The following is a 25,993-nucleotide window of genomic DNA, read 5'->3' as shown; positions in this document are numbered from 1 at the left end:
TTTGGCAGAAACCGCGCCATGTCCGAGCTGCCCAAAGCCTATGAACCTCAAGCCGTGGAAAAAAATTGGTATTCCGCGTGGCTTGAGCACGGTTGTTTCCATGCTGATGAATCTTCCGAGAAAGAGGGATATTCGATCGTGATTCCTCCTCCGAATGTGACAGGTATTCTGCACCTTGGGCACGTTCTTAATAATACCATGCAGGATATCCTGGCTCGCCGAGCTCGGCAACAGGGGAAGGAGGTGCTATGGTTGCCAGGTACGGACCACGCGGGTATCGCCACCCAGACCAAGGTGGAGAGGCAGTTGCGAGATGAGGAAGGAAAAAGCCGACGAGACCTTGGTCGCGAGGCCTTTTTGGATCGAGTGTGGGATTGGAAGGAAAAGCATGGCGGCATTATCATTCAGCAGTTGAAGCGGCTTGGCTGCTCTTGTGATTGGGAGCGGGAGCGCTTTACCATGGATGATGACTACTCGGCTTGGGTTGCGAAGGTTTTTACCGAGCTTTTCAACGATGGTTTGATTTACCGCGGGAAACGGATGGTGAACTGGTGCCCGGTTTCCCTGACGGCACTTTCGGATGAAGAGGTGATCATGAAGCCTCAGAAGTCGAAACTTTACTACATGAAATACGAGCTGGTGGATTCCCCGGGCGAATATCTCGAGATTTCGACCACCCGACCAGAAACGTTGATGGGGGACACCGCGGTGGCTGTGAACCCGAAGGATGAGCGATATGGCCAATACATCGGCCGCAAGGTGCGCCGACCATTCCCCGAGGCTGAGATCGAAATCATCGCTGACGAGCACGTGGACATTGAGTTTGGAACCGGAGCATTAAAAATCACTCCTGCCCACGACAAGGCTGACTTCGAAATCGGAGAGCGCCACGATTTGGAAATCATCGATGTGCTGCATCCGGATGGTACCGTCAATTGCCCGGGGTGCCCGGATCTGGACGGATTGGATCGCTTTGTCGCCCGTAAGAAGGCAGCGGCCAAGCTTGAGGAACTGGGACTGCTGATCCGGGTTGAAGAATACGACAATAACGTCGGTTTTTCCGAACGTGCCGATGTGCCGATCGAACCGCGGATTTCGATGCAGTGGTTTTTGAAATACCCCTGCGTGCAGGAGGCTGCGGATGCGGTTGCTCAGGGAGATATCAGTTTCCGTCCGGCACGCTGGAGTAAAACCTACGCCCACTGGCTCGAAAACATTCAGGACTGGTGCATCAGCCGACAACTCTGGTGGGGGCACCAGATTCCGGTGTGGTATAAAAAGGAAAAGGTTCAGGATTTGCAGTCTGCGGAGTCGCTCGACGTGAGTGACATGCAGGCCGGTGATATCTATGTGGGTGCCGAGCCTCCATCCGACCCGGACAACTGGGTGCGTGATGAGGATGTGATGGACACTTGGTTCAGTTCCTGGCTCTGGCCTTTTGCCACGATGCAGGATGATGAACGTGCTAAATTCTACCCGACCTCTGATTTGGTGACCGGGCCGGATATTCTCTTTTTCTGGGTCGCTCGCATGATCATGGCGGGCTACCGCTTTGCAGATGGTCTGCCGTTTAAGAATGTCTTTTTCACCTCCATCATTCGCGATATCAAGGGACGGAAGATGAGCAAGTCGCTCGGCAACTCTCCTGATCCAATCGATTTGATGGACGAATATGGTGCAGATGGCTTGCGCTTCGGTCTGTTGCGTACCGCTCCGGTTGGATCGGATGTACGATTTGATGTCGCGCTGGTGGCCGAAGGTCGGAACTTTGCCAACAAGTTATATAACGCCTGCCGGTTCCGCCAGATGAGCGGAGGGCGATCCGAGCTGTCCACGAATGGCTTTGAGGTTTCTGCCGATTTGCCAGCGTATCATTTGGATATTTTGGCGAAGCTCGACACCTTGGCTGTTAACTTGGAAAAAGCATACGCTGATTACCGCTTCAATGAGGTTGGGCAATTGCTTTATGATTTTTTCTGGAGTGAATACTGTGACAAGTTCCTGGAAGCCGTAAAAGGAGATATGCGCTCCGATGATGAACAGGTGAAATCCCGCACCTTGGCGGTGATGGATACGGTGATGCAGCGCTATTTGGCCTATTTGCACCCGTACATGCCTCATATCACCGAGGAACTGTCGCATCGTCTCGGATTTGTTCCCGAGGGTGAGTTTTTGATGAACCAGGAGGTTCCATCCGAGCCGGTATTGGCTTCGCTCAGCGAAGATGAATCGACCCGCGCAGCGGCCATTGCGGCAGCTGTTTATGAGTCGGCTGGACGCTTGCGCAATCTCAAGGCGGAATACAACGTCGCCAACCGTAAGGATGTGCGTTTTGTGATCAAGCCAGCTGCTGACTGGGTTGCAGGGGAAACGGAAACCTTGGCCTTGCTTGCCGGGGCCGGAGTGATTGATCTCCAGTCCGATTATGAGGCACCGAAGGGGACGCCGGCAGCGGTGTCTGATCTGGGTGAAGTTTACATGCCACTTGAAGGCTTGATCGATGTTGAGGCTGAGAAATCACGTCTCGACAAGGAGATTGCCAAAGTGGGTAAGGAAGTGCAGAAATGCGCATCCAAGCTCGGTAATGCGGCTTTTGTTGACAAGGCCCCTCCGGCCTTGGTTGAGCGCGAAAAAGAACGTTTAGCCGAGTGGCAACAAAAGCTTGATCAGCTAGAGGAAATGCGTGCGGCATTGGTCTAGGTTATTGCCTTACTTGAAGCTTGCCACCATCGACTTGTTGGTTAGTTTAGCCAACGTCTTTTTCTATTCTGATCCTTATGCCTCGATTACAATCTATTGCATCCCTGCCCGCTGATGAGCTCGATTTACTGGAGGCGGTGGGCTATCTGGATGCTCAGGAGTTGTGTGAGGCCAACCCGGTTGAGCTGCTTGATGAGTTGATCAAGGCGAACCGAACGCTTGAGTTGATCCCACATGAACCGACGGCTGAATTGTTGGATCACTGGAAGGGAGAAGCGAAAAAGGCGCTTGGTGATGCTTATGTCGCAGGAGCGCAAGCGGGTGCAGCGAGGGTCGCTCCCTCTGTTGATTCGGGAGAACAACCTGATGAACGAGAGGCCTTTTTGGCTGCCGTGGCCGAGGTGCCAGTTGACCTGAATCGCCGAAAATCCGAATCGCCGGTGAACTTTGAAGATGATCTTGAGGTGCAATCGATGCTGGACGTTTCTCCCGAGGCCGAGCCGGTTCCGGCGGAATTAATCAAACGACACAATTTGGCAGTGAGTGATATTGCAGAAGGGGTGTTGTTGACGGATTGTCAAGGGGATGTGGAGATGAAGGTGGTGACGCCTAAAGTGCGAAAACAGCAACAACGGCGCATTAACGAGGTCAAACGAACGGGCTTGATGACCTCGAGGATACGGGATTTTAACCAGGCGGAAAGTGATGATCACCATGTGAAGCCCTTGGACAAAGGGGCTCAGCGGGATGTGGTGTCCGTCAGTGCCGGGTTGAATGCCGGGATTAGTCCGGAATCGAGACGGTTTGTTCGCGGCGTCTTGCACCCTGAACCCTGGCGGGTTCGAACAGCGGCTTTTTTCTCGGTCTTGGTCCAGTTGCTTCTCGTGCTCACCGTGTTTGGTGTCCCGGTGATGATTTTTGTGGATCAGATGTATGACTGGCCTCAGGCGGTGTGGTGGACCATCGGTCTGGTTTCAGCTCTTGCCCTGTCAGCTCTTTGTTACCTGTTCTGGGGGATTGTCGCTCGTTGCCGTGTGTGTGGACAGCGTCAGTTTGCTCCGAAAAAGTGCCTTAAAAACCGTAAGGCTCATCACATTCCTTTGATTGGGTATATTTTCCCGACTGCCTTGCATGCTATGTTCTACAAGTGGTTTTATTGCACGTATTGTGGTACGGCGGTGCGTTTGAAGCGATAGGCCAGAGGTCGTCTTTGCAGAGCTTACTCCCGGTTTTTGGAGTCAATGATGATGGTTACCGGGCCATCGTTGGTGAGGGAGACCTGCATATCAGCTCCAAATTCACCACTGGCACAAGGTTTGTGGTTGTATTGGGTGCAGGTATCCAGGAAGGCTTCGTAGAGAGGGATGGCGGTTTCCGGTCGGGCGGCTTGAATAAACGAGGGTCGATTGCCTTTTTTGGTGCTGGCGTGCAGGGTGAACTGACTTACCACGAGGAGTTCACCATCGATGTCCAGCAAGCTGCGGTTCATTTTACCATGCTCGTCTGGAAAAATACGCATTTTGCAGATTTTGCCAACCAGCCAATCGATGTCTTCCTTACTGTCGCCTTCGACGATTCCGAGCAGGATGAGCAGCCCTTGCCCAATGGTTCCGGAGGTCGCATGATTGATGCTGACACTTGCTTGGGAAACTCGCTGAATGATGACGCGCATGAGTGGGGTGGGTTGGTTGATCAGTGGCTTGGCTGGGAGGGGGTGACAAAGAGCCGTTTTTCTTTGCGTTGGAAGTGGTAGCCTCCTGGCAGGTTGACCTTGGCTGTGTTTGGATCGTTGATGAGACTGTGGCAGCGGGCGATGACGTCTTGGCTGAGGTCCGGGACTTTTTTATTTTTAAGATACTGATGAATGGCGCTCAGTTGGAGGGCCTCTGGGAGTTGTCTCAGTTTGGGTAAAAAGATCCGTCCTTGGGGGTCGAATAGGTTTTGTTCGTTGAGGATGGCGTGGATGGCCTGTTGCTGCGCGTTCGAAATTTCGTGGGCTCTGAGGATGGAAACCGCAATGTCGCGGTCCATGATATCGTTGAGCATGGGGATGGCCTTGAGTCGCAGGCGGTTTCGAGTTGTGATGGCTTCGCGATTGCTGGAATCTTCACGGTAGTTCAGCTTGTGGTGGTCGAGGTAGAGGTTGATTTCGCTGCGTCTGATGTGGAGCAGGGGTCTGAGTAATTGCAGCGGCTGTTCTGGTGCGCCGGGGGCGGGTGGGATTTGGAGTTGGTTTGAAAATGGCATGCCGCTGAGCCCGGCGGATCCTCTTAGTAGATTGTGGAGGATGGTTTCGGCCTGATCGTCGGCATGATGTGCGAGTAGGACCCTGGAGCAGTTGTGGATGTTGGAGCACTTGGCAAAAAAGGTGTGCCGTGACCTTCGAGCGGCCAGCTCCATCGATTCTTTTTTCTCTTTCATCCGCGCAGGAACATCGGTATGCCCGAGCTCGAATGGGAGATCAAAGGCCTCGGCGAGTTGGCGAACAAGGTGTGCATCATCATCTGATTCGTCACCCCTCAGGCCGTGATTGAGGTGGCAGAGCACCAGCTTGTGGTAGCCTGCATGCCATATGGCGTGAAGCATGGCTACGGAGTCCCGACCTCCGGAAATCGCCAGCAGGTAGCGTTGGTCTCGTGGCATGCTGAGAAATTCGGGGTGGAGGGTGAGAGGCACGGAGAGAGATTAGAAGGGCTGGCGTGGTTTGTCGAGGGAGTAGGGGATGGAGAATAAAGAATGAAAAAAAGTGTCGATAAGTGTTGATCGAATCAGAAAACCATTGCCTCTTGGCGGCGGGCTGCTAAAAAGCCTCTCTCACCAGCTATGTCCGGAAAACTTACCTACAAGGAATCAGGTGTGGATACTCGGGAAGCCGCTGCCCTCGTTGGCGATATCGGCACCCATGTCCGCAGAACGCAGGCTCAACGTCAACTATTCGGTGCTTTTGGCTTATTTGCCGCAGCCTATGATTTGAGCGATTACAAGGAACCGGTAATGGTGACAGGCTGTGACGGTGTCGGCACCAAGCTGGAGCTTTTGCTCGAGCACGATTTGCTTGAGGCTGCGGGAAAGGACTTGGTCGCCATGAGCGTCAACGACATCCTGACCACGGGGGGCGACCCATTGCTTTTCCTGGATTACATCGGGATTGCAGCCTTGGATAAGCCTTTGATCACTCGTCTGATTGCAGGCATGTGCGATTATTTGGAATCTTGCGGCTGTATTTTGGCCGGAGGTGAAACCGCCGAAATGCCAGGGATCGTGCCTGAGGATGTGGTGGAGCTTTCCGGGTTTTGCATCGGCTGCTGTGAAAAACCAGACTTGATCGATCCCACCCAGATTCAGACCGGTGATGTATTGATTGGTTATGAATCGGACGGTCCTCATGCCAACGGTTGGAGTTTGATTCGCAGGGTGCTTGCCGAGCATGGTGACGCCTTTAGCCGTGAAGAGATTGTGGAACTGCTTGCACCTACCCGTCTATATGATGACGTGGTCAGGGACATCAAGCTTGCCGGGGTTAAGCCCAAGGCGATGGCTCATATCACCGGTGGTGGCCTTCCTGAGAATTTGGAGCGCTTGCTGCCAAACCATGGTGCGGACATTCAGATCCCCAACTGGGAGAATGCAGCGATGCAGAAAGTTTTTGAATTCGTAGACGCTGACGATAAATTCCATACCTTCAATATGGGCTTTGGCTGGGTTGTGATTGTTTCCCCTGATCAGGTGGACGCTGTTCTGGGTTCCGGACCTGGCGGGGTGAAGATCGGAACGATCACGGATGCCTCAGGTGTGCGTGTTGCCATGGACGCCTGATTTGACAAGATCCTAATCTGTATTATTAACTGGAGAACCATCATCCATGAGTGACTTTCTCAAGCATGAGTGTGGCATTGCCGTGGTCCGTCTGCGCAAGCCCCTTTCTTATTATCAGGATAAGTATGGCACTCCTTTGTGGGGCCTGAACAAGCTATTCCTATTGATGGAAAAGCAGCACAACCGGGGCCAGGACGGAATCGGAATTGGGTGCTGTAAGTTGGATATGCCCCTGGGGCAGCCGTATATTTTCCGCAAACGTGATGCGACCCGTGATTCCATGGGTTCTGTGTTTCGCGGTGAAATGAAGAAATTCAATAAGTTGGTGCGTAAGGGTATCATCGACCCGGAAGTCCCGAGCGAAGTGAAAAACCGCTTCGATTTCGGTGGCGAGGTGTTGATGGGGCACCTGAGGTACGGAACGTCCGGACAGTTTGATTCCGGTTCCTGCCACCCGTATCTGCGGCGGAGCAACTGGCCGACCCGCACCTTGATGGTGATGGGCAATTTTAACATGACCAATGCCGGGGCGCTCAACCAGAAGTTGATCGAGCGTGGTCAGCATCCGGTTTTTGGAACAGACACCCAGACGGTTCTGGAGGAGATGGGATTTCATCTCGATGAACACCACACCAACCTGTATCATGAAATGCGTGACCAGGGGATCGATGGTCGTGAAATTCCCAAGTTGATTTCAGAACAGATCGATCTGCACTCCATCATCAGTGAGTCTGCAGAACCATGGGACGGAGGCTACGCCATTAGTGGTGTGGTGGGTAACGGTGATATGTTTGTCATGCGTGATCCGAGGGGCATTCGCCCCTGCCATGTATACCAGGATGATGAGGTGATTGCCTTTGCCTCTGAGAGAGTCCCATTGATGACCGTCTTTGAAGTGGAAAAAGACCAGGTGGAGGAAATGGAGCCGGGTTCGGTCACTATCGTTCGCCGGGATGGCAGCCAAAGCACATCCAGTTTCCACGATCCACGCGAGCACAAGCCGTGCTCGTTTGAGCGTATTTATTTCTCGCGCGGAAATGATCCTGTTATTTACCGCGAGCGGAAGGCAATGGGCGCGGCACTGGCCGACCAGGTGTATCGTTCGATCGGAGAAACCTTTGATAAAACCGTCTTTTCTTTCATCCCCAACACGGCGGAAACGGCGTATTATGGCTTGATGGACGGGTTGCGGTTGTTGCGGCGCCAGCAAGTCAGGGCGAGCATCATGAGTGCTTGTGAAGAAGGCTTGCTGACCGAAGAGGTGCTGGATAATCTGATCATGCGCAATTGGCCGCGAGGTGAAAAGGCCGTGCACAAAGACATCAAGATGCGGACCTTCATTGCCCAGGAAAAAGGTCGCGCCCAGTTGGTGTCCCACGTCTACGATATTACCTATGACCTGGTCAATCCGGGGGATGCTCTGGTCGCATTGGACGACTCGATTGTCCGAGGGACCACCTTGAAGGAATCGATCCTTAAGATTCTGGCTAGAACCAACCCGCGCAAGATTGTCGTTTGTTCTACAGCTCCCCAGATTCGATACCCTGATTGTTATGGTATTGATATGTCTGAGCTAGGAAAGTTCATCGCTTTCCAAGCTGCGGTGAATTTGTTGAAACGCAGTGGCCGTAGATCCGTGCTGGATGAAGTGTATGACGCCTGTAAGGCCGAACTGAAAAAACCGGGTGAAGAACGGGTGAATCAGGTGAAGCGTATCTATGAAGGTTTTACCGATGATGAAATTTCAGCTGAGATCAGCCGCATGGTCTACCCCGAGGATCTGGAGTGGTCCGGGGAGGTGGATGTGATGTTTCAGACTATTGAGAACCTGCACGCCTGTATCAAAGGTCCCTGCGGGGATTGGTATTTTACCGGTGACTATCCGACCCCTGGTGGCTTTGCCACGGTGAACCTTGCCTACGTCAAGTGGTTTGAGGGTGCCGACGGCCGGAGCTACGATCTTCCTTTGTAGGTCGGAATTTCCGTGATGACAGAGTGGGTAGGAAAGATTTCCCCGGCTGTTGTCGTAGATAAAAGGGTACAGAAGCAGAACTTGTTTGAAGGAAGGCGTCACCGCCTTGTTTTGGGAAGGGGTGACTCATTCCGATCCTTTGTTTCCTGCACTTGCACCTCTGGAAAATCAGGCTATGCTGCCCGCGCCCTTATCATTTATGAAATCAAAGATTCTCACACTTGGCCTGTTGATGGCCATGGCTTCTGGTCTGATTGCAGCGCCTGCTGACACGGCGACCGAGTCGAAGGATGTGTTGGAAATCCTCTCGATGGGAGGGTTTATGATGTATCCTCTGGCTGTTTTATCAGTGATCGCAGTGGTGTTGATTTTATTCTACACTTTTACGATTCGCCGGAATTCTGTGGTCAGCGATAAATTTATGAATGCTGCCGAGGCGTTGATTCGCAAGCGGGATTATCTGGGTCTTATTGCTCATTGTAACCGGCAGAACCAGAGTGTTGCCAGAATTACGGAAAAAACCTTGGATTTTATGACCAAAAATACCGGGGTCACCTTTAAGGAGGTGCGCGAGGTTGCCGAAGCTGAAGGCTCGCGTCAGGCTGGAATTTTGACTCAGCGGATCAGCTACCTTTCGGATGTTGGAACGATTGCTCCGATGGGAGGGCTGCTGGGAACTGTGATTGGTATGATTCGGGCGTTTATGGAGATTTCCAGCGGTAACTACGAGGGGGTGCATGCCAATAAATTGGCAGAGGGCGTGTACCAAGCCTTGGTGACGACGGCTGCCGGGCTTGTGATTGGCATTACGGCCGTGATTTTTTATTCCCTGTTCCGTGGAAGGGTGCAGAAATACATTGCCGAGTTGGAGGCCGCCAGCACCCATTTGATGGCACTCTTGGCCGCCCAGTATAACCGCCGCGGAGGGGCAGCACCCAAGCCGGTCTATGCCGAGACGGAGGAGGAGTTTTCCCATGCCGCCAACGATCAGCCGGATACCTACGGAATTTAGCAGTAACGTGCGCTCCATTTGTGGGGCCCCAGCTCATCAAGACCTATGAAATTTCAAACCCGACAACCTGAAAAAGCCGATTTTCCGTTGGCTCCGATGGTCGATGTTGTGTTTTTGTTGCTGATCTTTTTTATTGCGACAATGCAATACAGCCAGAGTGAGCGGGAGCTGAACGTTTCGGTTCCTGTCGCTGAAGAAGGGGCTGATGCGCGCCAGACGGTGGGGGAGATTATTGTGAATGTCCGCGAAAATGGTGAAGTGGTCATTGATAAAATGGTGATGAATAAAGCGCAGCTCTTTGATAAATTGCAGAGAATTGCCGCCGTTCATAAGAATCAGGCGATTCGCATCCGGGGTGATGGCAAGGTGGAATACCAGAAAATTGTCGAGGTGATCGATGTTTGTCAAAAGGCTGGCATTCCCAATATCTCCTTCGCCACGCAAGTGCAGCGTAAGAAACCGTAAGATCCGGAACCCTCCTTGGCTGCTCTCCATCGCTTTATTGAAGTGGCTGGATTTCGGGATAGCTTGTTGATGGTTTCCGTTGTAGTATCCTGACCCAGCCGGCATGCCGGAATCCATTTTTCATCAACCCAAGCTGTATACGAATGATGCTCTCGACTTCTTTTTTTCTGCCTATTATGCTGATGTTGCCCGCGCCAGTAAAAGTGGGATTCCTTTTGATCGGAGGATTGTTTTTTACCGCAAAAGTGGAGGTTCATGAACAGCCGGTTGCCATTGAGGTCCAGGGGGAGCTACTCGAGGTCGCCCCCGAAGATGAAGCCGAAGAGCCTGGTAATGAGGAGTAATCCACCTTTTTCAGTTATCCTTTTTTGATTTTATGCGATTTTTATCACTGTTGTTGGCACTGATTGCCACAGTTACTTTGGCTTCAGCCCAGGATGCCCCCTTGGTTGCAGATCCCGGTCACGACCAGTTTGAGTTTTGTAAACAGCTCTATCGGCAGGCGAATGCCATGCAGGTCGAGCAGGAGCGGGTCCGGGCATATCAGCAACTGGCACCACGACTCGAGCAATACATCAACCGTTTCCCCAGGCATGCCAATGCCCCGGCCGCGAGCTACTATCTGGGGGAGTGTTACTATCAGAGCGGTTACCTGGATTCTGCGCGGCAGGTGCTGCACGGTGTGATTAATCGATACAAAACCGGGCGCTATGTCGCTTTGTCGGCGAATCGTCTGGGATACGATGCCTTTGTCAATAAACGTTACAATCAGGCCGCCATTTACTTCGAAAAGGTGGCGACGATGTCGGATACTGCAAAGGAACGTTATCGCGGTCGTTATCAGGAAGCGTCTTGTTACCGGTATTCCGGACAAACCGATCAAGCGATCAAATCGTACTCCTTGATCGAGGCTGCTCAGGACGCGCCCGTGGTTTATCGTGAGAATGCGACCTTGCGGCTTGGTTATTTGTATTTTTCAAAGAAGGAGCTTCAGAGGGCTTTGGATAAGTTTGCCTCATTGGTGAAGCCTGGGATTGCGGCCAATATCCGGGTGGATGCGGCTTTGAATGCCGGCTTGATCTCCCAGCAGATGAAAAAGGGGGATGATGCGGTTAGCTATTTTAAGATGGTGATGCTGTCGAAAGAAGAGAAATTCAAGTCGAGAGCGCAAGCAGCCATGATGAACAGCCTTTATGCCAGCAAGGATTATCAGGCTGTCTTTGATACGATGAAACGGGGGAACTACCCTGGCAAGCCGGCGACCGAGGCGATCAAGTTTACACTAGCCGGTCGCAGCGCCTACCAACTGAAACGTTACGATTTGGCGATCAAGTACTTTGCCGAGGCCGAACGTCAGATCCCACTGTCAAAGGAGGCATTTGAAGCCGGCTACTACCGTTTACTCTGTTTTTTCAATATTAAGGGATCGAACATTCCGAAGCAGGTGGATGCCTTTTTGGAGGTTTACCAACCCCGATTCCCTCGACAGCCGAAAATCCACAAGGCGCTGTTGATGAAGGCGGAAACCTTATTCGACGAAAACAAATTTCGCGAAGCCGCCTCGGCTTATAACCAGATCACTCCGGAATTGGTCGGCGAGGACAATCTTGCGAATCTTTTGTTTAAACGCGGTTGGTGCTTGTCAGAATCGGGTGACCACAATGGGGCCATCCGTAGTTTTACGGACTTTTTGAAGCTTTATCCTGATGATGAACGCTCGCCGAGCGTGATTGCCAGACGGGGTAAGTCCTATTTGTCATTGGGTGATCGAGCATCAGCGCTGAGAGATTTTGACGAGTTGATCAAGCGTTTTCCGCAGAACAAGTTGGCAGCACTGGCCTGGCAGAACAGTGCCCGCATTAAAAAAGAGGCTCAGGATTACCCGGAAATGATTCGTCGCTATGAATCGATGCTGATTAGTTTTCCGAAATTGGGTAAGGCGACCGAGGCAAATGCCCAGTACTGGATTGGCTGGGGAAATTATCAGATCAAGGACTACGAAAAGGCGATTCCTGCATTGGAGCAGGCGAGTGAAATGATGCCTGAAGAATACGGGTTCAACTCCCAGATGCTATTGATTTACTGCAGCTATGCCCAGAAGGATAAGGCCCGACTTCAATCGGCGGTGAATGCTGTGCGCAAAAAAGATCAAGGTCACCAGATCCAGCCACAGATTTACCGTTGGCTTGGCGTGCAATGTTTTAATGGTGGTGAGCTCAAGGATGCCGAACGCTTTCTCGGCTTGGGATCCACGCCGGAAGATCCCCGCCAGACGCCCAAGGCATTTTGGAAGATGCTGGGACACGCCCGGGTGGAAATTGGCAAAAACGAGGAGGCTTTGGTTGCCCTCGGCCATTTCCTCGATGTCGTCGAGGAGCCGTTTTGGAAAGCTGAGGCATTGCTCGACCAAGCAAAAGCTTATCTCGGAGTCGGTAAACTCGATGAGGCCAAAACCTCGGCCGAAGACGGATTGGCTTTACGGCCGAAGGGTGATGTGAATACCGCGCTGCGCTTGGTGCTCGGCGATATTGCCTTTAGCTCACAGGATTATGAAACGGCCGCCAAATCCTACGTCGTAGTGGTGGAAGTGCACGAGGCGGATAAAAAAGTCCGCGCCGATGCCTTGTATAAGCTTTACCAAGCTTTGAATAAAAGTGGCAAAGCCACCGAAGCCAAGGTGTATCTCAACACGCTGAACAAGGAGTTTCCCGACTACTTGAAGAAGTAGCATTTGTAGAAGCGGGGGGCGTTTTCGGGCTCGTTTTCGCCCCAGATTGACGCGATCATTGAGTGCCTTTTCTAGTAGAAATTATCTCTACTGTTGTTTCGACTTGGCATAGTGTGGGAAGGTGTTGTGATATAGCAATATGAAAGCGGGCCTCCTCTTTTTAGCCTTCTGTTTCCCGATCTTGGATCTGATAGCTCAGGAGGTTGACGGGGACTTCTGGCTTTTGCGCACGAATCACAAAATGTCGGACGCGTTGTTCAAGGTTGTTGATGAAAAGAAGATCGCCTCCGATGCCTTTGACGATCGCGTCTCCCAACTTGTCAAACAGCGTAAATTGACCGAGCTTGCCAGATTTAAATGTAAGCTTGGATTCAAAACGAAAAATATGGAAAAGCCTGCGGGGGGGATCAGGATCCGGGAGATCAACGAAACTATCCCCATGGGCATCTTTCTCGAAGCTGAAGCCACAGCCATGGAGAACGGTCATGCCGTTCACCTTCGTTACAGTCTCGATTTTCGTGAAGAGTTGAATAAGCGCAGGTATTATTCGAAAAATATCATGTCGGCTACCACGATCACCGACCGAGGCTGGAGTGTGTTGCACCATTGGAAAAACTCATCAGAAAGCACCATTCTGCTAGTTCGGATGCAATCCTCGATAAAACCGACAGCACTAGAAACACCCGAACACGACAGGGCCGTCCACACCGACGTCGAACTCAGGGAGGTCTCTCCGTTTGATCTCGCAAAATTCAGCAAATCCACGCCCGCTACCCGGGCCAAAGCTCTGACCTGGTTGAGGGGTCGGTCCAGGTTGTTGTCAGGGACCACAGTGACAACACACTCAGGTGAGAAATCGGTTCATCAAGATCAACTACAATGTCTCCACAATAAAAATGGATGGGATACGGCATACCTTGGCTTTCTCATCGAATGCGAACCTCTCATTTGGCCTAATAAGGATAAAGTCGATTTTAAAATCAACGCCGAGTGGCAGGACCCAAAGGTTTTTAAGGAGGCCCCTGATTATAAATTTACTTTAGCTGAGACCATACCAGCCAACCAGAGCCTGCTTCTTGAGCCTTCAACATCTCCGAAAAAAAGCAAATCCGCACTGTTTCTTATCCTGACACCAAGAGTGCAGGAAGGTTCAACCAAGATCCCTTCTCCGCCTGATGTATCCACATTGCCTTCTGGCAAATCCTCCGTCACATATGCCATCAGCCCATCATTCATGCGCATACTTGGTAAAAAATCACCAACCAAGAGCTACCTTTCCTGCCAGGAACTTCTGACGCTCCACGGCATGAGTTTTCCCGAGGAAACCTTTGCGAACTACATCGCGGCCGACGGGACAGTGATCCTACACCACAATCAAGATGGCCACAGGACATTCCGGAAAATCCTCAAGGATAACAAGCTCCTTCCTTAGGTCTTGATTTTTTATCACCTGGTAATCAGGCCTCTGGCCCATACTTCAGGATGCAACCAGTATGGGAATGCTGAGCTAGGGGCTTGGCCGTTTAGCTGTGAGCGAGTCGGACTTACGCGTTTACCGGGTTGGTCGGGCGTTTGGGTTGGCCGTTTTTTTCCAGGGGTCTTCGATGTGGCTGGATCCATCCGGGCCGAAGAGTTCCTCGGCTCGTTTTCCGGCGGGAAGGCAAAACACGATGGGTTTGGCCCGGCGGCCTTGGGCATCGTAGCGATGGTAGAGTTTTCTGACTGGGACTTCCACTTCTTTGGCTTCCCCGGATTGAGGGTCGGTCACCACTTCCGTTCGTTTCACCCGGGCATCGTACATGTTTTCGGCCACCAACTGGCCGGTGGTTTTGTGGTAGCCATAGACGACGCGATAGAGAATTTTACCGGTGCCATCGTGGATCCGGCCGCTGCGCAGTTTACCGTGCACGTCCTTGCGGTAGATGATGCTCATCCGGAGCACCCGGTCGCCGTTGCCACCTTGCCGGTCGTGGTAGTTGCGGCGTTCGATGACTCTTTCATCCGAGCTTTTTCGAAATTCGGTAAATGAGCCATCGTCGTTGCGCATGATGCGCACGTTGTGTCTTTTATTATGTAAGACGCTCTTGTTTGATGCTTGGGCGAACCCGGGAAGGGCAATCGCAAGGGATCCAAACAAAAGGGTGACTTTTTGGATTGTGTTCATAGGTGTGGCGGAAACAATAGCGAGCCTTCTCAATAATACAACCTATCAATTATGCTCTGGAAGACCCGACGGCTTACCCTGGACCTTGCGCAGTCTCCTGTCGTGATGGGGATATTGAATGCCACACCGGATTCCTTTTCTGATGGCGGTGCCCATGGTTCGACAGAGCTTGCGGTCCGGCATGCCTGTCAGATGGAGTCTCAGGGGGCGGGGATCATTGATATCGGGGGAGAATCTACTCGACCCGGGGCTCCGGCCGTGAGTGCGGAAGAAGAACGGCAGAGGGTCGTTCCGGTTGTCGAGCGCCTGAGACAAGTTTCGGATGTGTTGATCTCGGTGGATACTTCAAAAGCCGAGGTTGCCGACGCGGCATTGCGTGCCGGGGCTGACATCGTGAATGACGTAACCGGCCTGACGGGGCCGTTCAGTGGAGAGCCAATGGTTGAGGTCTGCCGCCGCCATGCCGCAGGCGTGGTGGTTATGCACATGCAGGGGAGCCCGCGCACGATGCAGCAGAACCCAAGTTACGAAAATGGTGTCCTGAGTGTGATGAGTGCGTATTTTGATGAACGGATGCAGACGCTCACCGCGCTGGGTTTGGACCCTGCGAGTTTGTGTTTTGACCCAGGTATTGGATTTGGCAAAACACTGGAACACAATCTTGAGTTAATGCGGAACTTGGGTGGGCTGCAGGCCAGAGTCGGGCGGCCTTTGTTGCTTGGGGTTTCACGGAAATCGATGATTGGTATGATCACCGGAGTGGAAGACCCGGGGAAGAGGGATTTGGGCACGGCTGTGTTGACCGCGATGGCGGGACAGCAGGGAATCCGATTGCACCGTGTTCATGATGTTGAAGGAAACCGACAGGCGTTGGCATTGGCTGAGGCTGTCATGCCCCGGAGTGAATAGCCGCCCGATGCAAAAAAAACCGTCGACCCCGGAGGGACGACGGTAGAGAAGATGGCAGTCTGCCGGGCCTATTGGTAGGTCGGCTTTTTGTGCATGGTGAAGATTTTGCTGTCGAGCATCAGCGATCCCGGGTAATCGGGAAGCGGGCCGGCATCAGGTGGGCGAGGGACGTTGCGTCCGATGGTGGCATCTTCCGGCTGTGAATGGGCGATGTATACCGGAGTGCCGACTTTCACGAGACGATAGAATTTGGGGGCTACGTTGACATGGAGGCGGACACATCCGTGGGTGCACGGGTGGTCTTTAATCCAGCCGGCATGAATGCCGTAGTGTGTTTTGAATTCACACCAGTAGGGCATAGGCGTGCCTTTGAACTTCCATCCGGCAGGTTTGCTGCTCAGGTAGCATTTTTTGATTTGGCTGCCATTGTAAGCAAAGCCATGGCTGTTGGCGCGGTGGTAGTGGTCTTTTTTGAAGATGCGGAAACTTCCTTTGGGGGTGGGGGTGCTGGAGGTTCCCACGGAACATGGGGTAACGAGCAATGGTTTCGAGCCTTCCATGACATAGACCATCTGGTTGCTGGTTGAAATTTTAACTCGGACGGCTGACGGATTGCTGGGGAGGGTTGCCGGTCGGTCATAGGCGTTATATGCCGCCATACCTCGTCCTCGAGGAGCTGAGCTGTTGGAGCATGAATTCAAACCGAGGCAGGCGATGGCAGCCACTGACGCAATGGGGATCAATTTGCTAAATGTCATACCGCCAACATGAAGAGATGGAAGATCGAGCGCAAGAACGAAAGTGTTACGATGACCTACCTTTTTTCGCCTGGGTGCTTAGCGGTAGGTTTTGTAGGCGAAAATACCATCGACGATGGCTTGGGCGCAGGCATCTTGGTAAGAGCCTTTTTGGGCGCGCTTGCGTTCGTATGGGTTGCTGAGGTAAGCGCATTCCACCAGAACGGCTGGACAGCGGGTCAGTCGAAGCACGGCAAGGTCCTTGCGCTGGCGGGTGTCCCGGTTCTTGATTTTCAATCGGCTGAGTAATCGGAGGTGGATGTGGGCTGCAAGTTTTTGCCCCTGAGCACCATAATAGTAGGTTTCCACACCGTGGTAGCGGTAGTTGCTGTGGCCGTTGAAATGAATGCTCACAAAGACGGCATCCTTGTACCGGTTGGCGATGGCTGCCCGTTTTTCGAGAGAAAGAAAGGTGTCGGTTCGGCGGGTCATGGTGACGGGCATGCCCTTGGCCTTGAGTAAGGCCTCGACTTTGAGCCCTACCTGTAGGGCGAGGTTCTTTTCATAGACGCTGCCGCGGTGGGTTCCCTTGTCTTTCCCTCCGTGGCCTGGATCGATGACCACACGTGAGACCGGGCGGGCGTCAGCGTGTATGGGGACGAGACATGCAGATAGCAGAACCAGAAAGCCAGCTCGAAGGGTCTGGGCTACAATTGACGGGCGTTGATGCAAAACGAGTGTAAGGGGATTTCTCGTTAAAATAGGCAGTTTTTCCGACGAGTCAACGTGATTACTTTACCTTAGTTAAGGACTTACCTTTGAGCCCGGATCACACATCATCTTCACCATCCAGGGCTTTTTCGATATTGCGGCGCCAGCTTTTCGAGAGCAGGGGGCGGATCAGGCCATAGATGAGGTAGAGTGAAAAGATGACGGTGGGGGTATACCAGCGGGTATTTTCGTTGAGAAGCAGCACAAAAATGATGGCTCCTGACAAGAGTCCCCAGACGGTTCCCTTGGTTTGGAAGTCAATTTTTTTGAAGCTGGGGTATTCGATATTGCTGATCATCAGGAATGAGAGGCCGAGCATGGCGGCGGCAAGGACGTAGTTCCACCAGCCGAGGTCGTGGCCCCAGTCGTTTTGCTTGCCGAAATTGATCAGGAGGAAGGTGACGGAGGCGATAAAGCCGGCGGCCATCGGGATCGGGATACCTCGGAAGTTGCTTGATTCTCCCTCTTGCTTGGGCATGTTGGCCAAGCAGTTGAAGCGGGCCAGGCGAATAGCGCCACAAAGAAGGTAGATAAAGGCAATCGCCCACCCGGCACGACCTTCGATATTGAAGAGCACGGCCTTGGAGACGAGCAGGGCCGGGGCCATACCGAAGGAAACGACATCGGCGAGGGAGTCGAATTCTTGGCCAAAGGGGGATTCCTTCCCCCCCATCCGAGCCAGTCGACCGTCGAGGAGGTCAAAGATGCATGAGCCGAAGATGAGCAGGATGGCCTGTTGATAGTAGGGGTAGGCCGAGGAAAAGTCCTTGAGCTCCATGCCTTTGAAGATGGTTAGCACCGCAAAAAATCCGCAACAAAGGTTGCCGGCGGTCATCAGGTTGGGCAGGAGGTAAATGCGTGGTTCGTTTTGAGACATGGATGAAAAATGGTGGAAGACACAGGATCTTGTTTATCGACGGGATCCCCGGAAATGCTTGCGAGGATCGTTTTCGTCGGGTGAGTCGTCATCGCGGTAGCGAAGGATGCCATAGCGCTTCAGATTGCGCATGAAGTCCTTGGCATTGCTGCCGGTTTCCTGATCGTATGCGAGGGTGCCAGCCAGCGTTTTTTCGTCTTGCAAGGCGGTCATGGTGGCTTCTGCTTTTTCCGCAGCCTTGGTGATACTGCGCACGGCTTTGGGGACATCGCGCAGTGCCGGTTCGATGTGCTGGATTTCTTTTTCGGCTGCTGCGATCAAGCGGTCCGCCGAGTCGGCGGCTTTGCGGATGCTTGCCAGCGTTCGTTTGGCATCCTGGATAGTGGGTTGGAGCTCCTTGGTTGCGGCGTGGATGTCTTTACTTGAAGCTTCCAGGTTACTCAGGGCTTGGTCCACTTTTTCGAGGTTAGGTTCCGACAGCAGGTGGGTGTTCACCTTGTGGATCGTGATGTTCAAGTTTTTGCCGACGCCGCGAAGTTCGACGAGGGCCTCGTCCATTTTTTTCAAGGTCGCTTCCGTATCCTTGAGGCGTTTGCTGGCTTCCCGGGCGATGGTTTCCGCATCTGATCGAATGGAATCGAATCCTCCGGCTCCCACACCCATGATGGTGTCGCCAGCCTTATAATAGGCTCCGGTTTCCTTTTCGGGGGGGACGATTTGGACAAAGGTATCGCCCATGATACCGGAGGTGCCGATCTTCACGGTGGAATCGTGCGGAATTTTGATGTCGTCCCGGATCCGCAGCTCCATGCGGACAATGCTGCCGGCGAGGGTGTCGGTGACCAGTTCAGGGTGGGTGGCGACGCGACCGACGCGGGCGCCCCGGAGGCGGACCTCGCTACCTTTGATAATGCCGGAAGTGTCAGAGAATTCGACAAAGAGCGGGTAGTGGTTGCTGAAGCGATCACCGAAGCGCCCGAATTCAACAATCAGCACACCAAGCAGAAGCAGACCGATCAGGACAAAAAATCCTGCGGTGGTCTCTCGGCGTTTTTCACGAGCTGGCACAGCGGTAGTTTTCCTTGGTTTTTGATAGCATGCAAGTGGTAATCTCGGATCGCTCCGGTCAGTTGACCCAGCCATTGGCCATGGTGGGTGCCGGAATCCGGGGGCGGAACTCAATCCGTGTCCTGAATAAACGCCTGAATGGTGGGGTCGTCACAGGCCCGGAAGGCGTCAGGCTTCCCTTGCCAGTGGATTTGTCCATCTTTCATGAAGATGATACGGTCAGCGATCCGGAAGACGCTGCGCATTTCGTGGGTAATGACGATGTTGGTGATCCCGTAGTCGGTTTGCAGGCACTTGATCAGGCTGTCAATCGAGGCTGCGGTGATGGGGTCGAGCCCAGCATGTGGCTCGTCGTAACACACGCAGGCGGGGTGGTCGACGATGGCCCGGGCGAGGGCCACCCGCTTTTTCATGCCACCGGAGAGGGAGGACGGCATTTTTTCCTCCTGTCCCGAAAGGTGGACGATCTCGAGCACCTCGGCGATTCGTCGGTCCAGTTCCTGACTGTCTTTGACTCCGGATTCGATCAAGGGAAAGGCAATGTTCTGGGCCACGCTCATGGAGTCGAACAAGGCACCATTTTGAAACATGACTCCTAGCTTTTTTCGCACCGGGCCAAGGTGGCGCTCGCGCATATGGGCGATTTCGATGCCGTCGATTTCAATGCTCCCTTCGGCTGGTTGCATCAGGCCGAGCATGTGTTTGGTCAGGACGGTTTTGCCACCACCAGAGGTTCCGAGCAGGCAGAGGGTTTCGCCCCGGTAGACATCGAGGTCGATACCGCGGAGGACGTGGTTTTCCCCGAAATACTGATGGAGCCCCCGAACCCGGATGAGCGGAAGGTCGCGATCGGTTGAGGATTGTTCGACGCTTTCTTTAGATGTTGAGGGCTGGGGCACGGATGAAGTCATAACATGAAGCCGTGGTTACCGCAATGTATCGAATCCGCAGAAAAGTTTGGAATGGTTGGGGGGGAAGACGGGTACGGGTTCCCGGCTATCCAAAAACGTCAGGCACGTTTGTTTGAAGTTTTTCCCGGTGGTGGCCCGACGGATTTGATGCTCAAACTCGGTATCAAGCCCCTGAACGATATAGACGAGATACTTCTTCATGTGGTTGACGTGTTTTTGCTCGTCAAAAACAGGTAAATCATCAGCGATGGTATCATAGAGCAGGTTGATGTATTCAAGGAGGTCGGCCCGGGTGATGGTTTGAACCGGTTCGCCGGCATAGGCATTGCGTAGTTGCTTGAATATCCAGGGGGAACGAATGGCTCCCCGGCCGATCATAAGGCCGTCGGCCATGGTTTGTGCGATGAGGTTTTGACCTGTACTGACGTCAACCACGTTACCGTTGGCGATGACCGGACATGGCATGGTTTGGACGGCGAAGCGAATCTGCTCCGGATGGATGGGGGTTTGATATCGCTCCCGAACCGTGCGGGCGTGAATCGTCAGGGCGTCCAGCCCGTGCTGGCTGAAGATTTCTATCAAGCGGGTAAACTCTTCCGGCGATTCGTATCCCAGCCGGGTTTTGACGGTGAAGCGGCCGGGGATGCTTTTGCGCAGGGCTTCAAGAATGCGGTTGAGGTGGTCCGGTTTGCGTAGAAGCCCTCCTCCGGCATCTTTACGGCAGACAACCGGGGCGGGGCATCCGAGGTTGAGGTCGATTCCAGAGGTTGGGAATTCCAGCAGTTCTTTGCTGATGCGGACCAGAGAAGGGATGTGTTGGCCTATCAGTTGGGCATCCACCGGCCGACCGGTAGCGTTCTCTGTGATGCTACGCAGGATGTTTTTATCCAGGACGTAGCCTTCATAGACGCGAAAATACTCGGTGACAAAGTAATCCGGCCCACCAAAAGCGTGCATAACACGCATAAAAGGCAGGTGGGTGATTGCTTGCATCGGGGCAAGCACGAGTGTCGGGCACGGAGGCACGGTTTAGAGGAGTTCGGGGGTCTGTTGTTGTTCGGCTTCAATCCGTTGACGGGTGACGGCCAGATAGCCTTCATCGATATCGTAGCCGGTGTAGCTGGCGATGTTTTGCCGCATCGCTGCGATGGCCGAGCTGCCGATGCCATTGAATGGGTCGAGCATGCGTGTGCTTTCTGCAAGGCCATGAATCTTGATGCATTGTTCGACCAGAGCGACAGGGAAGGTTGCGGGGTGAGGGCGGTCTTTATCTCGCTGCTGAATGGTGTCGTAGGGGATGAACCAGGTGTTACCGCGGCAGCGTTTGTCTTCTCCTTGGGTGTGGCCCCAGCGTGCGATATTGGATTTATAGACGTAGGGGACGCCTGCCGCCCGTCGATCCAAGGGAACTTCACCGGATTTGGTCAGGTGAAACACATATTCGTGGCAGTCGTTGACGTAGCGTTTGCTGTTGATCGGTTTGAAATGCCCAGCGCTCACCATTCCCTTATCCTTGGTTTCCACGGAGATCGACTTGATCCAGTGAAAGGTATTTTGCAGGACAAACATCGGGGACTCTCCCTCACGGGCTTCGGTTAACGCCAGAAGCAATTGGTGTGGCAAGAGAGGGTTTTTCGGAGAGGCTCCCAAGTTAAGGAAAAACGAAGCCTCCTCACTCATTACGCGGTTGATTTCCGCAGCCCATTCGAGACACCAGGTAATGAAATCGCTGCGCTCACTCCGGTCCTCATAGGTATCGTATTTGATACCTAGATTGTATGGTGGGGAGGTAACAACCAGATCGAAACTTTCAGCAGGCTGGCTGGCCATGCCCTCTTTGCAGTCGCGATGATTGAGCTGAATATCTGGAAGCATGCGGTTGGAAATCGCATATCACCTCCTGCTTGCAAAGAAAATTCCGTGCTGGAAGCCCACTGAAGAAAGGTGATGGGGCTGCGTTTATTTGTAGCCGACGATCAGAGCGTAGTGGGCCCCGTTGGATGTGCTGTTGGCCATGGTCACTTTAACATGGAAGGTGCCGGACCATTTGGGGGTGACTTTGACGACGGGGTTGGCATCGACTTTGGAATCTTTGCCGACCTGCTTCCAGTTCTCGTCGTAAACGGTGATGTCGACGTCATAGGCGTCATTGCACCCTCCACCTACAAGAATGTACTGGGTGTCTTTTTTGAGGGTGGTTTTAATGGTTGTGCTACCCTTTCGTTTGAGTAGTCCGTGCCAGTAGTCGTTGCGAAAGCTGATGCCGTTGTCCTTGAGAACTTTGGCAATTTTGTAGGCCCGGGCTTTGGCTTCCGAAGTGGTTGCCTGCACTGGAGCAAGCATTGCGGCCATGGTGATGGCGCAGACAGCGAGTCGAGGGGGGAGCAAGAATTTCATAGCAGGCCGTTTAGTAGCAACCCGCACATGCCGATGTCAATTTGATTTCCAGTCAGTATCCGAGGGAAGGGAGGTGAAGGCAGCCTCCTGAATACGAAGCGCCCGCAGTCCTGACCAAGCGGTGAGGCGACGCTTATTTTTGTGGGCGCAGTTTTTTCTCGAGCTGCTTTGGCGGGATGCCATAGAATTTTTTGATGTCGGTGCAAAAGTGGCTGTAATAGAGATAGTCGAGCTTTTTACTGACCTCGTGGAGGTTCATGCCGTCGGAGATCATGCGTTTTGCAAGCAGAGCGCGGTGATTGCAAAACAGGTCTTTGGGTTTGAGGCCGATGGCCGCTTCGACGTGTCGTTGAAACTGAATGGACGTGTATCCCAATGCAGAGGCAACCTTTTTGACGTTGAAAGCGTTTTGCTCGGCAAGGGTTAGGAGGTCGGTGCCGGATTTATCATACACGCGATCGCCTTTGCGATAGAACGGAGTGGGTGTAACAGGTCTGCTCATAATGGATCAATTAGCTACTTGCTGCCGAAGTTTAGCCTAGGATGATCCGAATGACATGCTCTTTTTTTGTCCTCTTGTGATTTGCTGGGGGGAGCTGCCTGAAAAACTTCGGTGAAACGAAGGAAATCGGTCGATTTTGAGAGATACAAATCTATTGGCTTCGGGTAGAGTAGCCTCGCTTCGGGATGATGAATCGAAAATTCGGCGAGGGGTTCGACCTTGCTTTTGATGCGTGATTCCAGAGAAACGATACGAGGTATGGAAAAGAACAACACATCACAGGATAAGTCGATGCGGGTCTTGTTCGAGGAGGCTGAATTTGCCCCTCGTAAGAAAAGTATTAAGGGGTTTTTATTATTGGCTGCAGGATTTATGCTGATTGGTGCTGGTATTGATTTGATGGTGTACCCGTACCTTGCCGAGCGTTTTTTTGTGTATCGGATGTATTCCACCGGGGTTTTGTTAGTTGGCTGGCTGGTGATGACGCGGGTGCGGCACCAGTGGGTCATGACGGTTCTGAGCCATGTTTTGGTATTGGTTCCGGTGGCGGCGATTGAGTTGATGATTTATGATGCCCGGGATCCGGCCTCTTCGTATTACGGGGGAGTCAATATCGTGCTTGTTGGGGTGGCCTTGTTGTTGCGTTGGGACCTGAAAGACAGCATTTTTAATGCACTGGTTTGTGTGTGCAGTTTTTTTGGGGTGATGTATTCGATGGGGCTTACCTACCGGGGAGGTTTGATTCCGAGCTATTTTGTTTTGGTGACGGCGGTTATTGCGGTGCTGGCCACGTATTTCTACTCGGCGAGCCGCTTTCGTGAATTTTCCCTGGTGAAGGAAATTCGGGAAACGAACCGTCAGTTAAGGGCGATGGATGAAACAAAGGCCCGCTTTTTTGCCAATATCAGTCATGAATTAAGAACGCCGCTTACCTTGATTCTGGGCCCCTTGGAAAACCTGAGGCTTCACAAAAAGTATCGCAAGGACACGCTGGTCATTGAGCATTTGGACATGATCGAGGATAATGCCATGCGCTTGCTCCGGTTGATCAATGACATTCTCGACCTGGTCAAACTGGATAGCGATGAAGCGGCCCCCCGACCGGAAATCGTCGACGTGGATGACTTTGTCAATAGCCTGACTCGCGACCTGAAACCCATCGCCCAGCTGAAAAACATTCAGCTCTATGGGCGAAGTCAAACCCAAGGGCAGCCCCACGTGTGGTTGGACCGGGACCGGCTTGAAAAAATCATTTTAAATTTGGCCGTTAATGCTGTGAAGTTTACCTCTCCCGGAGGCGAGATTACGATTTCAGTGAGTATCGAAGGGGGGCAGATGACGATCGTGGTGCGGGACAATGGAGAGGGGATGGATTCGGATACCTTGTCCAATGTGTTTGTGCGGTTTTGGCAGGCTGACATGTCAGCGAAGCGTAAACATCGAGGAGCCGGAATCGGCTTGGCCTTGGTTAAGAGTTTGACGGATAGCATGGAAGGTGAGATTTCAGTGGAATCTGAATTGCATATAGGAACCACCTTTACCATTGTGATCCCAGCACCTGAGCCTGATGCGGATGTTTCGATGGATGATGAAATTCATACCCATGACGTTCTGGAGCAGTTTAATGAGAAGGCTCGACTTCGTGGTGTGATCCGTGCCAGTGGTGCCAATGTCGGGCTCAGTCCTCAAGAGGGTGAAACCTCCGAGGTGGGGGTTCCGGCTGAAGAAAGAAAACGCATACTGATCGCCGAGGATGAGGATGCGATGCGGGCATTTATTGTCAGGCAGTTGGAGGGGTATGATGTTATTGAGGCCAGAGACGGGGCTGAGGCCATACGTCTTGCACAGAAGGAAAATCCGGATTTGTGTATCCTGGACTTCATGATGCCTGAATATGATGGAGTGGAGGTGACGACTAGGCTGAGAGATGGGGCTGGAACGGCGCGGATTCCAATCATCCTGGTCACAGCTCAAGCTGGCGAGTCTGCCAGATTGGATGCGTTGGAAGCTGGGGTAAATGATTTTTTAACCAAGCCGTTTTCATCGGTTGAATTGTTAGCCCGGACGAGGAATTTGCTTTCCAGTAGTGAGTTTGAAACCCGCTTGGCAGAGAATAACGTCTATCTACAAGCAGCTTATGGTCAGCTAAAAGAACAGGAAACAATTTTGGTCCAAACAGAGAAGCTTTCATCCTTGGGTCGTATGAGTGCGGGTATTGTTCATGAAATCAACAACCCATTGAACTACACTCAAACCGCACTGTATGCGTTGAAGAGTTTTGAACGACAGTTGGAGGAAGATGAACGGGAAGACTTTCTTGAGGTTTTGGCTGATGCTCGTGAGGGGGTGGATCGCGTGGTTGGTATTGTGCACGGTCTGAGGTCTTTCACCCGTGGAGACGTAGCCACCATGGCTGAAGTAGGGGTTGCTGATGTGGTGGAGAGCGCACGTAAACTCTGTAGCCATGCGATGAGTGGGATTGAGTTTCAGTCGGACATTGATCCCGAATTGGAGATGGAAGGAAACGAGATCCAGTTGTGTCAATTGTTTGTCAACATGTTCCAAAATGCTTCGCGTGCGATTCAAGTAAAAGAGGACTCGGAAAGTTGTCCGCGAATTCTGGTGAGCGCAGATCTCACCGATAGTGATGAGCTTCTGATCAAGATACGAGACAATGGTTGCGGGATTAGTAAGGAGGATATCAAACGGATCTTTGATCCCTTTTTCACCAAAAATGATGTAGGTGAAGGGATGGGGCTGGGGCTGAGTATCACCTATCGGATTATCGACCAACATGGTGCTCGAATTGAAGTTGATTCCGAGTTGGGTGAGTTTACAGAATTTAGTCTCTATTTCCCTAAAAAAATATAATAAGCCCCGGGCTTTCGTATTGTCCGGCTACAGAAGCAATCCGTTCTTGATTTATTTAGCTGAGGCGTCATTTTATCGCAAGGAGCAGCGATT

At 52.5% G+C, this 25,993-nt stretch carries 23 protein-coding genes; 11 read left to right on the top strand and 12 right to left on the bottom strand.

Features of this window, described 5'->3' with window-relative positions:
* Nucleotides 1-18: 18 nt before the first annotated feature.
* Together HW115_RS11990 and HW115_RS11985 are read left to right on the top strand one after the other, a co-directional pair.
* Nucleotides 19-2,700 carry a valine--tRNA ligase gene (locus HW115_RS11990; RefSeq protein WP_178933118.1) on the top strand — a complete coding sequence of 894 codons (2,682 nt, stop codon included), beginning with the start codon at nt 19-21 and terminating at the stop codon, nt 2,698-2,700.
* Nucleotides 2,701-2,777: 77 nt separating this feature from the next.
* Entirely contained in the window at nt 2,778-3,896 is a 1,119-nt protein-coding gene (locus HW115_RS11985) for a hypothetical protein (protein WP_178933117.1), read from the top strand.
* A gap of 23 nt (nt 3,897-3,919) precedes the next feature.
* On the opposite strand, the gene dtd is transcribed toward HW115_RS11985, so the two are convergent.
* Nucleotides 3,920-4,372, bottom strand: a complete 453-nt coding sequence (dtd, locus tag HW115_RS11980) for a D-aminoacyl-tRNA deacylase (RefSeq protein ID WP_178933116.1) — start codon at nt 4,370-4,372, stop codon at nt 3,920-3,922.
* Between the two features lie 20 nt (nt 4,373-4,392).
* Entirely contained in the window at nt 4,393-5,343 is a 951-nt protein-coding gene (tilS, locus tag HW115_RS11975; protein WP_178933115.1) for a tRNA lysidine(34) synthetase TilS, read from the bottom strand.
* Nucleotides 5,344-5,523: 180 nt separating this feature from the next.
* On the opposite strand from tilS, the gene purM reads away from it, so the two are divergent.
* The 7 genes from purM (at nt 5,524) to HW115_RS11940 (ending at nt 14,125) form a co-directional block, all read left to right on the top strand.
* Complete coding sequence (purM, locus tag HW115_RS11970; protein ID WP_178933114.1) at nt 5,524-6,516, top strand: phosphoribosylformylglycinamidine cyclo-ligase; 993 nt, start codon at nt 5,524-5,526, stop codon at nt 6,514-6,516.
* Between the two features lie 46 nt (nt 6,517-6,562).
* On the top strand, nt 6,563-8,488 hold the full coding sequence (locus HW115_RS11965; protein ID WP_178933113.1) for an amidophosphoribosyltransferase: 1,926 nt from the start codon (nt 6,563-6,565) through the stop codon (nt 8,486-8,488).
* 199 nt (nt 8,489-8,687) lie between these two features.
* Entirely contained in the window at nt 8,688-9,500 is an 813-nt protein-coding gene (locus tag HW115_RS11960) for a MotA/TolQ/ExbB proton channel family protein (protein ID WP_227021458.1), read from the top strand.
* A gap of 45 nt (nt 9,501-9,545) precedes the next feature.
* A complete protein-coding gene (locus HW115_RS11955) occupies nt 9,546-9,965 on the top strand; it encodes an ExbD/TolR family protein (protein WP_178933112.1) in 420 nt (139 codons plus the stop codon).
* A 176-nt stretch (nt 9,966-10,141) separates the two neighbouring features.
* Nucleotides 10,142-10,309: a hypothetical protein gene (locus tag HW115_RS11950; protein WP_178933111.1), complete on the top strand. Its 168-nt coding sequence runs from the start codon at nt 10,142-10,144 to the stop codon at nt 10,307-10,309.
* A gap of 32 nt (nt 10,310-10,341) precedes the next feature.
* Nucleotides 10,342-12,693, top strand: a complete 2,352-nt coding sequence (locus HW115_RS11945) for a tetratricopeptide repeat protein (RefSeq protein WP_178933110.1) — start codon at nt 10,342-10,344, stop codon at nt 12,691-12,693.
* Nucleotides 12,694-12,934: 241 nt separating this feature from the next.
* Entirely contained in the window at nt 12,935-14,125 is a 1,191-nt protein-coding gene (locus HW115_RS11940; protein ID WP_227021457.1) for a hypothetical protein, read from the top strand.
* A gap of 120 nt (nt 14,126-14,245) precedes the next feature.
* Here the strand turns inward: HW115_RS11940 and HW115_RS11935 are convergent, their stop codons facing one another.
* Nucleotides 14,246-14,857 (bottom strand): hypothetical protein, encoded by a 612-nt coding sequence (locus HW115_RS11935; protein ID WP_178933108.1) that lies wholly within the window; start codon nt 14,855-14,857, stop codon nt 14,246-14,248.
* 51 nt (nt 14,858-14,908) lie between these two features.
* Between HW115_RS11935 and folP the strand changes: the two genes are divergently transcribed.
* Nucleotides 14,909-15,766: a dihydropteroate synthase gene (gene folP, locus HW115_RS11930; RefSeq protein ID WP_178933107.1), complete on the top strand. Its 858-nt coding sequence runs from the start codon at nt 14,909-14,911 to the stop codon at nt 15,764-15,766.
* Nucleotides 15,767-15,834: 68 nt separating this feature from the next.
* Here the strand turns inward: folP and HW115_RS11925 are convergent, their stop codons facing one another.
* The 9 genes from HW115_RS11925 to HW115_RS11885 form a co-directional block, all read right to left on the bottom strand.
* On the bottom strand, nt 15,835-16,524 hold the full coding sequence (locus tag HW115_RS11925) for a L,D-transpeptidase (RefSeq protein ID WP_227021456.1): 690 nt from the start codon (nt 16,522-16,524) through the stop codon (nt 15,835-15,837).
* 78 nt (nt 16,525-16,602) lie between these two features.
* Complete coding sequence (locus HW115_RS11920; protein ID WP_178933106.1) at nt 16,603-17,235, bottom strand: N-acetylmuramoyl-L-alanine amidase family protein; 633 nt, start codon at nt 17,233-17,235, stop codon at nt 16,603-16,605.
* A 97-nt stretch (nt 17,236-17,332) separates the two neighbouring features.
* On the bottom strand, nt 17,333-18,151 hold the full coding sequence (gene pssA, locus HW115_RS11915) for a CDP-diacylglycerol--serine O-phosphatidyltransferase (RefSeq protein ID WP_178933105.1): 819 nt from the start codon (nt 18,149-18,151) through the stop codon (nt 17,333-17,335).
* 33 nt (nt 18,152-18,184) lie between these two features.
* Nucleotides 18,185-19,219 (bottom strand): MlaD family protein, encoded by a 1,035-nt coding sequence (locus HW115_RS11910; protein ID WP_178933104.1) that lies wholly within the window; start codon nt 19,217-19,219, stop codon nt 18,185-18,187.
* A 110-nt stretch (nt 19,220-19,329) separates the two neighbouring features.
* Nucleotides 19,330-20,130, bottom strand: a complete 801-nt coding sequence (locus tag HW115_RS11905) for an ABC transporter ATP-binding protein (protein WP_178933103.1) — start codon at nt 20,128-20,130, stop codon at nt 19,330-19,332.
* A gap of 15 nt (nt 20,131-20,145) precedes the next feature.
* Nucleotides 20,146-21,123, bottom strand: coding sequence for a tRNA dihydrouridine synthase (locus HW115_RS11900; RefSeq protein WP_178933102.1), 978 nt, complete (start codon nt 21,121-21,123; stop codon nt 20,146-20,148).
* Nucleotides 21,124-21,159: 36 nt separating this feature from the next.
* Nucleotides 21,160-22,005 (bottom strand): DNA-methyltransferase, encoded by an 846-nt coding sequence (locus tag HW115_RS11895; protein ID WP_178933101.1) that lies wholly within the window; start codon nt 22,003-22,005, stop codon nt 21,160-21,162.
* Nucleotides 22,006-22,089: 84 nt separating this feature from the next.
* On the bottom strand, nt 22,090-22,527 hold the full coding sequence (locus HW115_RS11890) for a hypothetical protein (RefSeq protein WP_178933100.1): 438 nt from the start codon (nt 22,525-22,527) through the stop codon (nt 22,090-22,092).
* Nucleotides 22,528-22,660: 133 nt separating this feature from the next.
* Nucleotides 22,661-23,029, bottom strand: a complete 369-nt coding sequence (locus HW115_RS11885) for a helix-turn-helix domain-containing protein (protein WP_178933099.1) — start codon at nt 23,027-23,029, stop codon at nt 22,661-22,663.
* 228 nt (nt 23,030-23,257) lie between these two features.
* On the opposite strand from HW115_RS11885, the gene HW115_RS11880 reads away from it, so the two are divergent.
* Nucleotides 23,258-25,900: an ATP-binding protein gene (locus HW115_RS11880; protein ID WP_178933098.1), complete on the top strand. Its 2,643-nt coding sequence runs from the start codon at nt 23,258-23,260 to the stop codon at nt 25,898-25,900.
* Nucleotides 25,901-25,993 lie beyond the last annotated feature (93 nt).

It is taken from the genome of Oceaniferula marina (assembly GCF_013391475.1).
Lineage (GTDB): Bacteria > Verrucomicrobiota > Verrucomicrobiia > Verrucomicrobiales > Akkermansiaceae > Oceaniferula > Oceaniferula marina.
The sequence above is the reverse complement of the archived record's forward strand: the minus strand, read 5'-3'. Positions and strand labels throughout refer to the sequence as shown.

What these genes read in the sequence shown, in the direction of transcription:
- HW115_RS11990 (WP_178933118.1), top strand. Translation starts at nt 19, where the DNA reads ATGTCCGAGCTGCCCAAAGCCTATGAACCTCAAGCCGTGGAAAAAAAT.
- HW115_RS11985 (WP_178933117.1), top strand. Translation starts at nt 2,778, where the DNA reads ATGCCTCGATTACAATCTATTGCATCCCTGCCCGCTGATGAGCTCGAT.
- dtd (WP_178933116.1), bottom strand. Translation starts at nt 4,372, where the DNA reads ATGCGCGTCATCATTCAGCGAGTTTCCCAAGCAAGTGTCAGCATCAAT.
- tilS (WP_178933115.1), bottom strand. Translation starts at nt 5,343, where the DNA reads ATGCCACGAGACCAACGCTACCTGCTGGCGATTTCCGGAGGTCGGGAC.
- purM (WP_178933114.1), top strand. Translation starts at nt 5,524, where the DNA reads ATGTCCGGAAAACTTACCTACAAGGAATCAGGTGTGGATACTCGGGAA.
- HW115_RS11965 (WP_178933113.1), top strand. Translation starts at nt 6,563, where the DNA reads ATGAGTGACTTTCTCAAGCATGAGTGTGGCATTGCCGTGGTCCGTCTG.
- HW115_RS11960 (WP_227021458.1), top strand. Translation starts at nt 8,688, where the DNA reads ATGAAATCAAAGATTCTCACACTTGGCCTGTTGATGGCCATGGCTTCT.
- HW115_RS11955 (WP_178933112.1), top strand. Translation starts at nt 9,546, where the DNA reads ATGAAATTTCAAACCCGACAACCTGAAAAAGCCGATTTTCCGTTGGCT.
- HW115_RS11950 (WP_178933111.1), top strand. Translation starts at nt 10,142, where the DNA reads ATGCTGATGTTGCCCGCGCCAGTAAAAGTGGGATTCCTTTTGATCGGA.
- HW115_RS11945 (WP_178933110.1), top strand. Translation starts at nt 10,342, where the DNA reads ATGCGATTTTTATCACTGTTGTTGGCACTGATTGCCACAGTTACTTTG.
- HW115_RS11940 (WP_227021457.1), top strand. Translation starts at nt 12,935, where the DNA reads ATGTCGGACGCGTTGTTCAAGGTTGTTGATGAAAAGAAGATCGCCTCC.
- HW115_RS11935 (WP_178933108.1), bottom strand. Translation starts at nt 14,857, where the DNA reads ATGAACACAATCCAAAAAGTCACCCTTTTGTTTGGATCCCTTGCGATT.
- folP (WP_178933107.1), top strand. Translation starts at nt 14,909, where the DNA reads ATGCTCTGGAAGACCCGACGGCTTACCCTGGACCTTGCGCAGTCTCCT.
- HW115_RS11925 (WP_227021456.1), bottom strand. Translation starts at nt 16,524, where the DNA reads ATGACATTTAGCAAATTGATCCCCATTGCGTCAGTGGCTGCCATCGCC.
- pssA (WP_178933105.1), bottom strand. Translation starts at nt 18,151, where the DNA reads ATGTCTCAAAACGAACCACGCATTTACCTCCTGCCCAACCTGATGACC.
- HW115_RS11905 (WP_178933103.1), bottom strand. Translation starts at nt 20,130, where the DNA reads ATGACTTCATCCGTGCCCCAGCCCTCAACATCTAAAGAAAGCGTCGAA.
- HW115_RS11900 (WP_178933102.1), bottom strand. Translation starts at nt 21,123, where the DNA reads ATGCAAGCAATCACCCACCTGCCTTTTATGCGTGTTATGCACGCTTTT.
- HW115_RS11895 (WP_178933101.1), bottom strand. Translation starts at nt 22,005, where the DNA reads ATGCTTCCAGATATTCAGCTCAATCATCGCGACTGCAAAGAGGGCATG.
- HW115_RS11890 (WP_178933100.1), bottom strand. Translation starts at nt 22,527, where the DNA reads ATGAAATTCTTGCTCCCCCCTCGACTCGCTGTCTGCGCCATCACCATG.
- HW115_RS11885 (WP_178933099.1), bottom strand. Translation starts at nt 23,029, where the DNA reads ATGAGCAGACCTGTTACACCCACTCCGTTCTATCGCAAAGGCGATCGC.
- HW115_RS11880 (WP_178933098.1), top strand. Translation starts at nt 23,258, where the DNA reads ATGCGTGATTCCAGAGAAACGATACGAGGTATGGAAAAGAACAACACA.